This window comes from Saccharopolyspora spinosa NRRL 18395, from assembly GCF_000194155.1.
Classification (GTDB): Bacteria; Actinomycetota; Actinomycetes; order Mycobacteriales; family Pseudonocardiaceae; genus Saccharopolyspora; species Saccharopolyspora spinosa.
Genome location: NZ_GL877878.1, coordinates 2,543,239 through 2,556,596 on the forward strand (window position 1 = coordinate 2,543,239; position 13,358 = coordinate 2,556,596).

General features: G+C 70.0%; 10 protein-coding genes. 5 read left to right on the plus strand and 5 right to left on the minus strand.

What is annotated here, in order from left to right; all coding sequences use genetic code 11:
* Nucleotides 1-50: 50 nt before the first annotated feature.
* Complete coding sequence (gene eda, locus SSPN_RS0112765; protein WP_010695231.1) at nt 51-686, plus strand: bifunctional 4-hydroxy-2-oxoglutarate aldolase/2-dehydro-3-deoxy-phosphogluconate aldolase; 636 nt, start codon at nt 51-53, stop codon at nt 684-686.
* A gap of 375 nt (nt 687-1,061) precedes the next feature.
* A complete protein-coding gene (locus tag SSPN_RS43630) occupies nt 1,062-2,426 on the plus strand; it encodes a polysaccharide deacetylase family protein (protein ID WP_010695232.1) in 1,365 nt (454 codons plus the stop codon).
* 283 nt (nt 2,427-2,709) lie between these two features.
* On the opposite strand, the gene SSPN_RS0112775 is transcribed toward SSPN_RS43630, so the two are convergent.
* The 3 genes from SSPN_RS0112775 to recA form a co-directional block, all read right to left on the minus strand.
* Nucleotides 2,710-3,348 carry an HAD family hydrolase gene (locus tag SSPN_RS0112775; protein WP_010695234.1) on the minus strand — a complete coding sequence of 213 codons (639 nt, stop codon included), beginning with the start codon at nt 3,346-3,348 and terminating at the stop codon, nt 2,710-2,712.
* Between the two features lie 252 nt (nt 3,349-3,600).
* Nucleotides 3,601-4,221 (minus strand): regulatory protein RecX, encoded by a 621-nt coding sequence (locus SSPN_RS0112780; protein WP_010695236.1) that lies wholly within the window; start codon nt 4,219-4,221, stop codon nt 3,601-3,603.
* A gap of 27 nt (nt 4,222-4,248) precedes the next feature.
* On the minus strand, nt 4,249-5,289 hold the full coding sequence (recA, locus tag SSPN_RS0112785; RefSeq protein WP_010695238.1) for a recombinase RecA: 1,041 nt from the start codon (nt 5,287-5,289) through the stop codon (nt 4,249-4,251).
* A 263-nt stretch (nt 5,290-5,552) separates the two neighbouring features.
* Here recA and SSPN_RS48810 point away from each other — a divergent pair, with 263 nt between their 5' ends.
* On the plus strand, nt 5,553-6,323 hold the full coding sequence (locus tag SSPN_RS48810; RefSeq protein ID WP_049887630.1) for a DUF4383 domain-containing protein: 771 nt from the start codon (nt 5,553-5,555) through the stop codon (nt 6,321-6,323).
* On the opposite strand, the gene SSPN_RS0112795 is transcribed toward SSPN_RS48810, so the two are convergent.
* Nucleotides 6,320-6,514, minus strand: coding sequence for a DUF3046 domain-containing protein (locus tag SSPN_RS0112795; RefSeq protein ID WP_029535270.1), 195 nt, complete (start codon nt 6,512-6,514; stop codon nt 6,320-6,322). The genes SSPN_RS48810 and SSPN_RS0112795 overlap by 4 nt on opposite strands.
* Here SSPN_RS0112795 and SSPN_RS56655 point away from each other — a divergent pair.
* Nucleotides 6,504-6,680 (plus strand): hypothetical protein, encoded by a 177-nt coding sequence (locus SSPN_RS56655; RefSeq protein WP_010695241.1) that lies wholly within the window; start codon nt 6,504-6,506, stop codon nt 6,678-6,680. The two genes, SSPN_RS0112795 and SSPN_RS56655, sit on opposite strands and share 11 nt — an antisense overlap.
* A 5-nt stretch (nt 6,681-6,685) precedes the next feature.
* Here the strand turns inward: SSPN_RS56655 and SSPN_RS0112805 are convergent, their stop codons facing one another.
* Nucleotides 6,686-8,515, minus strand: a complete 1,830-nt coding sequence (locus tag SSPN_RS0112805; RefSeq protein WP_029535271.1) for an Hsp70 family protein — start codon at nt 8,513-8,515, stop codon at nt 6,686-6,688.
* A gap of 252 nt (nt 8,516-8,767) precedes the next feature.
* Between SSPN_RS0112805 and SSPN_RS0112810 the strand changes: the two genes are divergently transcribed.
* The gene (locus tag SSPN_RS0112810) at nt 8,768-13,336 is read left to right on the plus strand and encodes an ATP-dependent helicase (protein WP_010695243.1); all 4,569 of its coding nucleotides are present in this window, start codon (nt 8,768-8,770) and stop codon (nt 13,334-13,336) included.
* The last annotated feature ends 22 nt before the right edge of the window (nt 13,337-13,358 follow it).

Genomic DNA, 13,358 nt, shown 5'->3' on the forward strand with positions numbered 1-13,358 from the left:
GCGGACACTAGCCGGGACGCCGCACGCACTAGGAACGGATGAACCACCTCATGAACACTGCAGCTGACGTGCTGGGTCTCGCCCCGGTGGTCCCGGTCGTGGCGTTGGACGACGTCGCGCACGCCGTGCCGCTGGCCGAAGCCCTGCTGCGTGGCGGAATCCGCACCATCGAGGTCACCCTGCGCACCCCGGCCGGGCTGCCCGCGATCGAGCGCATCGCCGCCGAGGTGCCCGAAATGGTCGCCGGGGCGGGCACGATCACTGAACCAGGTCAGGCCAAGCGTGCCGCCGACGCCGGGGCCTGCTACCTGGTCACGCCCGGGACGACCGACCGGCTGCTCGACGACATCGACGCATCCGGGGTGCCGTACCTGGCCGGCGCGGGCACGGTGTCGGAGGCGATGCGGCTGGCCGAGCGCGGGGTCACGGCGATGAAGTTCTTCCCCGCCGAGCCCAGCGGCGGTGTGCCGTTCCTCAAGGCGATCGCCGGGCCGCTGCCGGACCTGAAGTTCTGCCCGACCGGCGGGATCAGCCCGCAGACCGCGCCGAACTACCTCGCGCTGCCCAACGTGGGCTGCGTCGGCGGATCGTGGTTGGCGGCGAAGGACCTGCTCTCCGCCGGCGACTGGGCTCGGATCGAGCAACTGGCCCGCGAAGCCGCCGCACTGCGCTCCCCGCAGGGCTAGCAACCGCCCGTGAGTCTTTTGGTGCTATAAGGCTGTTTCAAACTCGTCCTGCGTAGCGGTGCGGGTAGCGGTGCATAAGAAGCCTCCTGGACTCGGGGATCCCCGACTGATGTACGCCCCCGGGGCTGTTCTCGCCAGCCGGCGTCTTTGCAAGTTGCATAGGTGAGCCGAGCGGCTTCGCCGCTTCAAGGACACAAGCCCGCCCCGCCTCGGACGATCACTTCCAAAAACAGCCTCCTACGGCTACCAGAAGGACTCACGGAGTTTCTCCCTTAAACGCGGTAGGCCGTACCCCGCAGCAGCTGGTTCTACCGCCGTCGAGATCGTCCGTAGCGTGCTGGTGGTCAAGTTCTTTCGACCCGTTGGCGGTCAGTCATGGACGGAGCACGCCCGGCCCGCAAACGGCTGTGCGGAGCCGTTGTCTACGTCTGCGCGACGCTGCTCGCGGTTCTCCTCGGCGTGCCGGGTAGCGCCAACGCTCAGCCTCCGCGCACCGTGGTCACCTTCACCCTCGACGACGGCAGCGTTTCGCAGATCTCCGGCGCGCGAATCCTCAGCAAGTACGGGATGCGCGGCACCTTCTACGTGGTATCCGGATTCATCGGCGCGCGCAGCTACCTCAGCCTGGACGACCTGCGCGCGCTCGCCGCCGCCGGGCACGAGATCGGCGGGCACACGGTCAACCACCCCGACATCATCGCCGTCTCGCCGGACGAAGCCCGCCGGGAGATCTGCCAGGACCGCGCCAACCTCGTGCATTGGGGCTTCCGGCCGACCTCGTTCGCCTACCCGTTCGGCAGTTTCAACCGCGAGGCCGAGCAGGCGGCGCAGGACTGCGGGTACAACAGCTCACGGGTCACCGGCAGCATCAGGACCGGGCACGGCTGCTCCGACTGCGCTCCCGCCGAATCGATGCCACCGCTGAACCCACAGATGGTGCGCGGCACCGGCATGATCGACCCCGAGTGGACCCTGGAGGACCTGCAGCAGGTGGTGCTGCGGGCCGAGGCATCCGGCGGCGGTTGGGTTCCGCTGGTGCTGCACCGGACCTGCGACTTCTGCGGCCCACTGTCGATCAGCCCGGTCGTGCTGGACCAGTTCGCGTCCTGGCTGGCGCAGCGGCAGGCGAACGGCACGGTGGTGCGCACGGTCGACCAGGTGATCGGCGGCGGATTCCGCACACTGGTCCCGCCGCCGGCACCCGCACCGCGCGACGGGCTGGTCAACGCGTCGCTGGAAGAACCGGGCCCGCGCGGCTGGGTGCAGAGCAGCTGGGGCCAGAACAATCCACAGTGGACCACGGTCGGGGATGCGCACAGCGGACGGTGGGCGCAGCGGCTGGACATCACCGAATACACCAGCGGCGATGCGAAGCTGACGCAGCAGCTCGACATGGGCGAGGCGGCTCCGGCCGCACACGCGAACAACACCTATGACCTCAGCGCCTGGTACAAGTCGACCGCGCCCACCCAACTCGCCGTCTACCGCCGCGACGAGACCGGTGTCTGGCGCTACTGGATCACCAGTCCGTGGTTCGGCGCCTCGGCCGACTGGGCGTCGGCGAAGTGGACGACCCCATCTGCACCGGAGGGCACCACCGGGCTGAGCTTCGGACTCACCCTGACCGGTCGCGGTTCGCTGACGACTGACGACTACAGCCTGCACGAGCACGTCATCCCGAAAGGCGAAGCCTTCTGCGCCCGCCTGCCTTGGATCTCCCTGCTCCGATGGCTCTGCTGACAGCGACCCGCGCGGTCCCGATGACGTTGGCGCAGGGTGCACTACCGGTCGCGGCGTGCGGCGAAGCTTCGTCACTCAGCGAGCGGTGCAGCAACCGCTCGTTGCACTGCAACAGGGGACGACTGAATACGGACCGCCACTCGTCGAGGTCGATGCGCTCGCGGTCGTACGCCGCGCAGACGGCGTTGACCGCGGACACCACGGCGTGGTTGTCGTCGAGGAGTGTCCCGTTCCAACGGGTTTCTCAACATCGACTGCACCATCTGAACTGCAATAACAGTACTCATGCAAGCCAAGACACAGCTTCTTGAATGGAGTCAGCGACGGGGACGCCAGCCGCTTCCAGGGCACTTCGACTCATAACCCCAGTCGTCACCAGCACACAGTTGGCTCCTGCGTGGGCCGCCGCTTCAGCATCGTCCACCACGTCGCCGATCACGACGGCTTCCTCTGGGGCAAGACCCAGCTCGGCCAGATGCCGCTCCAGGTGGGCAGCCTTCGACCCCCCTCCAATTCCTGCCCGAAGACCGTCAACCTGCTTGAAAAGGCCAGTGAGCTCGTACTTCGCCACCAGCGGCACCAACTCATCGTGGAACCACATGGACAGCAGGGACTGACTGCGGCCCACCGTGGTCCACTCCTCCAACACATCGGGAACTCCGTTTGCCAGGCCGCAGGTGTGCAGTAGATCCCGGTACGCCTCGTGGTACAGCACGTCGATGCGCGCCCAGTCTTCGTCAGTCAGCGAGCGGTGCAGCAACCGCTCGTAGCACTGCAACAGCGGACGACTGAATACGGACCGCCACTCGTCGAGGTCGATGTGTTCTCGATCGAAGGCGGTGCAGACCTCGTTCACCGCCGAGACCACGGCGTGGTTGTCCGAAAAGATCGTCCCATTCCAGTCCCACACGATGTGGTTCACGCGTCGCCTCGACTTCATGACGGGCACTCTACGATCCCACACCGAGGTTCCGGTACCACCGTCCCAGAATTAAGGATGCTCAGCTACGTGGAGCGGGACATCGACCATTCGGAGACGCTTCGTGTGGATTCCAGTGCGCCGAATAGTTTTTACCGCCATACCAGGGAAAGCTGAGCGGCCTGTGCACATCGCGCACCGGCCGCTCGACAGGTCTGCTCGCTCAGCCAACGAACGCAGCCGCGACGAGGTCGATCACGGGAATTCGAGGTCGGGGTCCGGGGCGTCGGCGCCGGAGCGCTCGATTTCCTCTCGCACCACGCGGAAAGCCAGGGCTTCGGAATAGCCCTTGCGGGTCAGCATGCCCACCATGCGGCGCATCTTCGCCGCATGGTCCAGGTTCGCCATCGTGCGGAGCTTGCGCTGCACCAGCTCCCGCGCCTGCTCGACCTCCGCGTCGCCATCCACAGTGGACAGCGCCGCTTCGACCACGTGCTCTTCGACGCCCTTGCGGCGCAGCTCGAAGCCGAGCGCCTTGCGCCCCAGCCCTTGGGACCGCTGCCTCGAATGCACCCACTCCTCGGCGAACGAGGCGTCGTCGACCAGGCCCGCGTCGACGAACTTCTGCAGCACCGCGTCCGCGATGTCCTCGTCGATCTCCTTGCGCAGCAAGGCTTGTCGCAACTCCGAGCAGCTACGCGCGCGGGCCGTCAGCAGCCGGTACACCGTGTCGCGGGCCAGCTGCTCGGGGTCGTCCGGCTTGCGCCGCGGCTTCGAGTCCTCCGCCGCGTCCGAGGGACCACCCGGCGGGGCGTCGTCGGGGACGCGGCTTTGTGCACCGCTCCCCCGACGCGCACCGTCACCGTTCATCTGCATTAGACGTCCAGCAGGTGCTCAGCGGGATCAGAAGTCCACCGGCGCCGGTTCGGCGTTCTCGGCGTCCAGCGTCGCCCCGATGCCGAGCTTCTCCTTGATCCGCTTCTCGATCTCGTTGGCGATGTCCGGGTTCTCCCGCATGAACTTGCGGGCGTTCTCCTTGCCTTGGCCGAGCTGGTCGCCCTCGTAGGTGTACCAGGCACCGGACTTGCGGATGATGCTCTGCTCGACGCCCATGTCGATCAGCGAGCCCTCGCGGCTGATGCCGACGCCGTAGATGATGTCGAACTCCGCCTGCTTGAACGGCGGGGCGACCTTGTTCTTCACCACCTTGACCCGGGTCCGGTTGCCGACCGCGTCCGAGCCGTCCTTCAGCGTCTCGATGCGGCGCACGTCCAGGCGCACCGACGAGTAGAACTTCAGCGCCTTGCCACCGGTAGTGGTCTCCGGCGAGCCGAACATCACGCCGACCTTCTCGCGGAGCTGGTTGATGAAGATCGCGGTGGTCTTGGCGTTGTAGAGCGCGGAGGTCAGCTTGCGCAGCGCCTGGCTCATCAGCCGGGCCTGCAGACCCACGTGGCTGTCGCCCATCTCGCCCTCGATCTCGGCGCGCGGCACCAGCGCGGCCACCGAGTCGATGACGATGACGTCCAGCGCGCCGGAGCGGATCAGCATGTCCGCGATCTCCAGCGCCTGCTCGCCGGTGTCCGGCTGGGACACCAGCAGCGCGTCGGTGTCCACCCCGATCGCCTTGGCGTACTCCGGGTCCAGCGCGTGCTCGGCATCGATGAACGCCGCGGTGCCGCCCAGCTTCTGCGCGTTGGCCACGGCGTGCAGCGCCACGGAGGTCTTACCGCTGCTTTCCGGGCCGTAGATCTCCACGATGCGGCCTCGCGGCAGACCGCCGATTCCCAGCGCGACGTCCAGCGAGATGGAACCGGTCGGGATGACCTCGATCGGTGCGCGCGACTCGTCGCCGAGCCGCATGACCGACCCTTTGCCGTACTGCTTGTCGATCTGGGCGAGCGCGAGCTCCAGCGCCTTGCCCTTGTCTGGTGTCGCTGCCATCGGGGGTCCACCTTGGTCGAGTCGAACTTGGTCGTCGTGTGTCAGATCAGACGCTACGGGCAGGGACCGACAATCCGGCTGCAGGGTGCTTCACCCATTCGATCCCGTGCGATCCCATCCTAGCCGAACGGATGTTCGATCACCGTCCCGACACGCCAGCTCCACCACCTGATCGTGTGACGGTGCGATCAGCGCAAACGAGGTGGACACTCGGAATAACCCATCGGGTGAACCTGCCGCCCGGCCCCGAGGAGGTGCCGACCATGCGAATGGACCGCTACCTGCCACCCGACCACCCGCTGAGCCGGTTCTACCGGGTCGCGGCCGCCATCTTCGGGGCCTTCCTGCTGGTCTTCGGCGCGTTCGGGCTGGCCAACCAGGTTCCGCTGTTCACCACCAGCGGCATCGACATCGTCGGGCTGTCCAGCAACGGTCTGCTGGCCCTGGTCTCGGTCGTGGTCGGCGTCCTCCTGATCAGCGCCGCGGCCTGGGGCGGACCGGTCGCCTCCACCACTACCGCCGCCATCGGGGTGCTGTTCTTCCTGTCCGGGCTGATCAACCTGGGCCTGCTGAACACGCCCTGGAACGTGTTCGCCTTCAAGCTGCCGAACGTGGTGTTCAGCCTGATCGCGGGCATGCTGCTGATGTTCTTCGGGTTCTACGGCCGGCTCAGCGGCGGCCTGCCGCAGGACAACCCCTACGTGCGCTACCGGCACCACGAGCCGCCCGCCCAGGACTTCCCGGAGCAGCGGCTAGCCGATGAACGGCGGATCGCCGAGCTCGAACAGATCTGCCGGGCCGAGGTCGCCGTCGCCGAGGGCCATCCAACGCCGGAGCAGCACCGGCTGGTGCAATCCGAGGCGTACCGGCACATGCAGGAGGAACGGCGCCGGGCCTACCAGCACTACCAGGACGCGGGGCGCACCCCCGAGCAACAGATCAGCGCGCAGAACCTGTGGGCGGACTTCGAGGTGCCGGAACGCCGACCCTCGCAACGGCCGACGGCCGAGCGGCAGGAGGGCCCGGAGTCCTAGCGCCGTTCGGCGGGAACTTCAAAGGCGTCGCAGACGGCCTGCCAGACCTCTTTGGTCGACAGCCCGGCTTCCAGAGCCTGGTCGACCGTGCGCCCGCCGAGCAACGAAAAAACGTGGTCCTGGGCCAGCATCTCGGCGCGAACCCGGCCGAATTCGTCGGCCATGCGTTGGCGGAAAGCTGTGTGGCGCATCGCCCGCAAGCGTACGCGGCGGCCGTACCCTGGTGGTGTGCTACTCCTGCTGGCCGATCCGACCGGCTTGTCCAGCCCGTTGGGGCAAGCAGTGATCGGCGCCGGGTTCCTCGTCGTCATCGCACTCGCGGTGCGCTTCTTCTGGGAGCACCGCAACCGGCGGTGAGCCGATCAGTCGGTGCCGGGCTGAACCTCCTGCTCGAACTCGTCGGCCATCTTGCCCGGGTCCAGCTTCTTGTCTTCGTTGGGCTTTAGCACCATGCCGACCAGCGGGCGGTCGTCGACGGTGAACACCAAGGTGCCGAAGGTGTCGCTGGTGACCGCGCGGTAGGTGCCGGACAGGCCGTTGCCGCTCCACTCCGCCTCGACCTGCTGGTCGCTGGTCACGCCGTTGAACTCCAGCAGCAGGTCGGCCCGCTTCTGCGCGGCCTCCTGCGAGCCCAGCTGGGTGTAGATGATCTGGGTGCCCGAGTTGGGATTGCCGATCGAGCAGGATGCCACGGTCCCGTCGAGCTCCCGCAGGCCGGGCATGATCCGCTGCCAGCCGGGCGCGCAGTTGGATTGCTCGGGAACGCTGCCGGCCAGGTTGGCCATGCAGGCGGTGAAGCCCTTGGCGTCGACGGTGCCGGGCTGCTGGCATTCCGCCGCGCTGGGGGCGCTCGACCCGCCGGAGACGCGGAACACGATCGCCACGATCGCGACGATCACCGCGACGGTCGCGACCGCGCCGAGGCCGATCAGCAGGTTGCGCCGCGAGTCGGGCTTGGCGGCGGGCTGCTGGAAGTGGGGTTGTTGCTGCTGCGGCGGCGCGACGGGGTAGGTCCGCACCGTGTCGGGTTCCCGGTACCCGACCTGCGGCTGCCCGGTTTGCGGGACGGCGACCGGGCCCGACGGCGGGTTGTTCCGGAAGTCCTGGGTCCACATCGCCGCCCCGTCCCGGGACACGTGGTGCGCCCCCAGCGCGACGGCGGTCTCCGGCTGGTCGAGGGTGGTCGGCACGATCCGCAGCTGCTCGCCGATCAGGCTGGCGACCAGCGGCAACCGGCTGGAGCCGCCCACCAGGTACACCCCGACGAGGTTCTCCGGCCTCATTCCGTTGGAGCGCAGCACCGCGGCCAGCAGCTCGACGCTGCGCAGCATGCTCGGTCGCACCAACGCTTCCAGCTCCGCGCGGGTAACCAGCACGTCGTCGAAGGGTTCCGGCATCGGCACCTCGGTCTGCGGGTGCCGGGAGAGGGCTTCCTTGGCGGCGCGGACGTCTTCGCGCAGGGCACGCTGGGCCCGCCGGTCGCCGGTGCTCTCCGGCCGCAGCAGCCGCTGCCAGCGCTGCGGGTCCTTGTTCGAGACCTGCCGCCCGACGTGCTCCAGCAGCGCCTGGTCGACGTCCAGGCCGCCGAGGTCGGCCAGGCCGTCCTCGGCCAGCACCGCGAACCCGTTCTGGGTGGCGCCCACGATCGCGCAGTCGAAGGTGCCCGCGCCCAGGTCGTAGACGGCCAACGCCTGGCCGGCACCGAGGGTGCGGTCGGGGAACGACGCGAAGTGCGCGGCGGCGGCCACCGGCTCCGGGACCAGCACCAGGTTGCAGCTGAACCCGGCCAGCCGGGCCGCCGACAGCAGCACGTTGCGGCGGACCGTGCCCCACTGCGCGGGATGGGTCAGGCGTACCTCGTCGGGCTGGGCGCCGCCGAGCTGCCGGGTGGTCTCCTCGGCGACCCGGTGCAGGACCGCCGCCAACGCATCGGTGACGGTGATTACGTTCTCGCCGAGCAGCAGGGTGCTCTCGTCCACGCGGTGCTTCGGGTTCGGCTCGAACCTGGACGGGTCGAGCCGCGCCCGGCGCTCGGCGTCGCGGCCGACGATGATCCCGCCGTCTTCGGTGGCGAACACCGCGGACGGCATGGTCGCCGAACCATCCACTTCGACCACCCGTGGTGGCCGGCCGTGTGCGGACAGCACCGCGACGGTGTTCGAGGTGCCGAGATCCACTGACAGGACGCGCACCCGTCCCCCTCCCAAGCCTGACGCTTTCGGGATCGAATGCTGCCACGTTCGAATCGGCGAATTGCAAAGAATCCCCGCAATCGTCTCGGATCACCTGCCATCCACCCCTTGTGGAAAGTGCGCCACCGCGCCGATTTCCGTTGCGACCGCAGTCCAGACCGGTCGGGGCAGCGGCGCCGGGGCGGCGGGGCGGCGGTTTGCGGCCGAAGCCGCGGTGGACGTGATGTCGGGGCGTTGGTCCAGCATGTAGGGGTGAGCGATGTGCTGGACGGCTTCTCCGCGGCGACCCGCGACTGGTTCCGCGGGGCATTCGCCGCGCCCACCGCAGCGCAGCGCGGGGCGTGGGAGGCGATCGCCGACGGCGAGCACGCGCTGGTCGTCGCGCCGACCGGCTCCGGCAAGACGCTCGCCGCGTTCCTCTCCGCCCTGGACAAGCTGGCCGCCGAAGGCACGCCCGCCGACGCGAAGCAGCGCTGCCGGGTGCTCTACGTCTCGCCGCTGAAGGCGCTGGCCGTCGACGTGGAGCGCAACCTGCGCGCGCCGCTGGCCGGGATCCGGCAGGCCGCGCAACGCCGGGGCAGCGCCCCGCCGGACATCCAGGTCGGCGTCCGTACCGGGGACACCCCGGCCGACCAGCGCCGTTCGTTCGCCCGCACCCCGCCGGACGTGCTGGTCACCACGCCCGAGTCGCTGTTCCTGCTGCTGACTTCGGCGGCTCGGGAATCGCTGGGCGGCGTGGAGACCGTGATCGTCGATGAGGTGCACGCGGTGGCCGGTACCAAGCGCGGGGCGCACCTGGCGCTGTCGCTGGAGCGGCTGGACGGTCTGCTGCCGCAGCCAGCGCAGCGCATCGGGCTGTCCGCGACGGTCCGGCCCGTGGAGGAGGTGCGGACCTTCCTGGCCGGTGGTCGGCCGGTGCGCACCATCCAGCCCGCGCACCCCAAGGAGGTCGAGGTCCGGGTCGAGGTGCCGGTGCCGGACATGGCCGAGCTGGGTGCGTCGACCGGCGAGGTCGAGGGCCCGGCGGCGGGCGCGGAGCAGCACACGTCGATCTGGCCGTCCGTGCAGGAGCGGATCCTGGAGCTGATCCGGCAGCACCGCTCGACCATCGTGTTCACCAACTCGCGGCGGCTGGCCGAGCGGCTCACCGCCGGGATCAACGAGCTCGCCGCGGAGGAACCGGTTGCGCTGGAGCGGTTCCCAGCCGAGGCGGTGGGCGGTTCCGGTATCGGCGGCGGCGCCCCGCCGATCGTCGCCAAGGCGCACCACGGCTCGATGTCGAAGGAACAGCGGGCTGTGGTCGAGGAGGAGCTCAAGTCCGGGCGGCTGGCCTGCGTGGTGGCCACGTCGTCGCTGGAGCTGGGCATCGACATGGGCGCGGTGGACCTGGTGATCCAGGTGGAGACGCCGCCGAGCGTGGCCTCCGGGCTGCAGCGCATCGGGCGCGGCGGGCACCAGGTCGGCGCGGTTTCGCGGGGCGTGGTGTTCCCGAAGTTCCGGGGCGATCTCGTCGGTTGCGCGGTGGTGTCCGAGCGGATGGCCGACGGGCTGATCGAGTCGCTGTCCTTCCCGCGCAACCCGCTGGACGTGCTGGCGCAGCACGTCGTGTCGATGGTCGCGATGGACACCTGGCCGGTGCCGGAGCTCGCGGCGCTGCTGCGGCGGGCCGCGCCCTACGCGGGGCTTCCGGACTCTGCGCTGCACGCGGTGCTGGACATGCTGGCGGGCCGGTACCCCAGCGAGGAGTTCGGCGAGCTGCGGGCGCGCATCGTGTGGGACCGGGTGAACGACGAGCTGCGCGCGCGGCCCGGTGCGCAGCGGCTCGCGGTGACCTCCGGCGGCACGATCCCGGACCGGGGGCTGTTCACGGTTACCACGCCCGCAGACGAAGCGGGCAAGGGCGGGGTGCGGGTCGGCGAGCTCGACGAGGAGATGGTCTACGAGTCGCGGGTCGGCGACACCTTCCTGCTCGGCACCTCGGCTTGGCGGGTGGAGGACATCACCCACGACCGGGTCGTGGTGGTGCCCGCGCCTGGCGAGCCGGGCCGGATGCCGTTCTGGAAGGGCGATTCGCCGGGGCGGCCGCTGGAGCTCGGGCGCGCCCTGGGCGCCTTCGTCCGGGAGCTGACCGGCGCGGACACCCCGGCGGCACGGTCGCGCATCGCGGCGGCGGGGCTGGACGAATGGGCCCAGGACAACCTGCTGTCCTATTTGGACGAACAGCGGCGGGCGACCCGGCACGTCCCGGACGACCGCACGATCGTGGTGGAGCGGTTCCGCGACGAGCTCGGCGACTGGCGGATGGTGGTGCATTCGCCGTTCGGCGCCAAGGTCAACGGCCCGTGGGCGCTGGCCATCGGAGCCCGGATCCGGGAGCGGCGCGGGATCGAACCGCAGGTCGCCTCCTCCGACGACGGGATCGTGCTGCGGCTGGCCGATGCGCTGGACGAGTCCGGTGCGGAAGTGCTGCCGACCGCCGAGGACGTGCTGCTGCCGCCGGAAGAAGTCCAGCAGGTGGTGACCGACGAGGTCGGCGGCTCGGCGCTGTTCGCGGCCCGGTTCCGGGAGTGCGCGGCGCGGGCTCTGCTGCTACCGCGCCGGGATCCGCGCCGCCGCACACCGTTGTGGCAGCAGCGGCAGCGGGCCGCGCAGTTGCTGGCGGTAGCCGCGCAGTACGAGCAGTTCCCGATCGTGCTGGAGGCGATGCGGGAATGCCTGCAGGACGTCTACGACCTGCCCGGGTTGACCGAGCTGATGTCGCAGGTCGCGGCGCGGAAGGTGCGCGTCGTCGAGGTCGAGACCCCGACCCCGTCACCGTTCGCGCGCAGCCTGCTGTTCGGCTACATCGGCATGTTCCTGTACGAGACCGATGCGCCGCTGGCGGAGCGCCGGTCGGCGGCGTTGAGCCTGGATTCGACGCTGCTGGCGGAGCTGCTCGGGTCGGAGGCGCTGCGGGAGCTGCTCGATCCGGAGGCGCTCGACGAGATCGAGCAGCAGCTGCAACGGCTCGCCCCGGAACGGCAGGCCCGCGACGCTGAGTCCACAATGGACATATTGCACTTCCTTGGAGATCTGACCACGGCCGAAGCCGAGGCGCGGGGCGTGCGGCCGGAGTGGCTGGCCGACCTGACCGAACAGCGACGAGTGCTGCGGGTCCGCATCGCGGGCGAAGAGCGCTGGATTCCGGTCGAGGACGCGGGCAAGGTCCGCGATGCGCTGGGCGTCGCACTGCCGGTCGGCGTGCCGGAGGCGTTCACCGAGCCGGTCGCCGACCCGCTGGGCGACCTGCTGATCCGCTACGCGCGCTGCCGCGGACCGTTCACAGCCGATGCAGTAGCGCAGCGGTTCGGGTTGGGCGTGGCCGTCGTCCACGGTGTGCTGGACCGGTTGACCGGCAGCGGGCGGTTGGTCCGCGGCGAGCTTCGGCCGCTGGAGGCTGGTGGTGGCGGGCCGCTGGAGTACTGCGACGCCGAAGTGCTGCGGCGGCTGCGGCGGGCGTCGCTGGCGCGGCTTCGTGCGGAGGTCGAGCCGGTGGAACCGGCAGCGCTGGGCCGTTTCCTGCCTGCGTGGCACGGCATCGGAGCCCGGTTGCGCTCCGCACCCACGGTGAACGACGTGTACGCCGTGGTCGAGCAGCTGGCGGGGGCGCCGGTTCCGGCGAGCGGGTTGGAGTCGTTGATCCTGCCCGCCCGACTGCCCGGCTACTCCCCCGCGCTGCTCGACGAGCTGACCGCCACCGGTGAGGTCACCTGGGTCGGCTCCGGGTCCCTGGCCGGCGGTGACGGCTGGATCGCGTTGGCGCCCAACGATGTCGCCGACCTGCTGCTTCCGGACCTGCCGGCGGAGTCCGCCGCCGATTCGCCGCTGCACCGCGCCGTCGTGTCCGCATTGGACGGTGGCGCGTTGTTCTTCCGCCAGCTGGCGGATCGCGCGGGAGCCCTGCTGGTGGAGCAGGGCGAGGCCGCGCCCGCCGACGACGCGGTCACTTCGGCTTTGTGGGACCTGGTCTGGTCCGGCACGGCGACCAACGACACCTTGGCGCCGTTGCGGGCCTTGGTTTCCGGGCGCGGCGCGGCGCACAAGCCACGCCGGAGCGCACCGCGCGGCCGCTACGCGCGGTTGCGCGCAGGCCGTCCGTCGATGCCCAGCCGCAGTGGCCCGCCCACGGTGTCCGGACGTTGGTCGCTGGCACCGCAACCGTCGGGCGACCCGACCCGTCGAGCGCACGCGCGGGCCGAGGCCTTCCTGGAGCGGCACGGGGTGCTGACGCGCGGAGCGCTGGACATCGAGCGCGTCACGGGCGGGTTTTCCGCGGTGTACAAGGTTCTTCGGGGCATGGAGGAATCCGGTCGTTGCCGACGCGGGTACGTCATCGAGGGCCTCGGCGCCGCGCAGTTCGCGGTGCCCGGTGCGATCGACCGCCTGCGTGCCATGTCCCACGAGGACAGTGACGGGGACGCGGTGGTGCTAGCCGCTGCCGATCCCGCGCAGCCTTACGGAGGCGCGCTGGAATGGCCTGCGGTGATGGGCGAAACCCGGCATCGACCGGGCCGCAAGGCCGGTGCGCTCGTGGTGCTCGTGTCCGGCGGAGCCGTGTTCTACGTCGAACGCGGCGGGAAGTCGTTGCTGTCGTTCACCGACGACGAATCCGCCCTGCGCAGCGCGGCGGCCGGGCTGGCCCGGGTGGTCCGGGACGGCTGGCTGGAGCAGCTCGCGGTGCAACGCGCCGACGGCGAAGGAGCTTGGGGATCCCGCCTGGCCGAAGTGCTCACCGAAGCGGGATTCCGCGCCACGCCCAAGGGCCTCCGGCTGCGTGCCTGAGCACGGGCCTCGGTTCCGCGGC

Excerpts from the sequence above, each read along its gene's own strand:
- eda (WP_010695231.1), top strand. The coding sequence starts at position 51 with ATGAACACTGCAGCTGACGTGCTGGGTCTCGCCCCGGTGGTCCCGGTC.
- SSPN_RS43630 (WP_010695232.1), top strand. The coding sequence starts at position 1,062 with ATGGACGGAGCACGCCCGGCCCGCAAACGGCTGTGCGGAGCCGTTGTC.
- SSPN_RS0112780 (WP_010695236.1), bottom strand. The coding sequence starts at position 4,221 with ATGCAGATGAACGGTGACGGTGCGCGTCGGGGGAGCGGTGCACAAAGC.
- recA (WP_010695238.1), bottom strand. The coding sequence starts at position 5,289 with ATGGCAGCGACACCAGACAAGGGCAAGGCGCTGGAGCTCGCGCTCGCC.
- SSPN_RS48810 (WP_049887630.1), top strand. The coding sequence starts at position 5,553 with ATGCGAATGGACCGCTACCTGCCACCCGACCACCCGCTGAGCCGGTTC.
- SSPN_RS0112795 (WP_029535270.1), bottom strand. The coding sequence starts at position 6,514 with ATGCGCCACACAGCTTTCCGCCAACGCATGGCCGACGAATTCGGCCGG.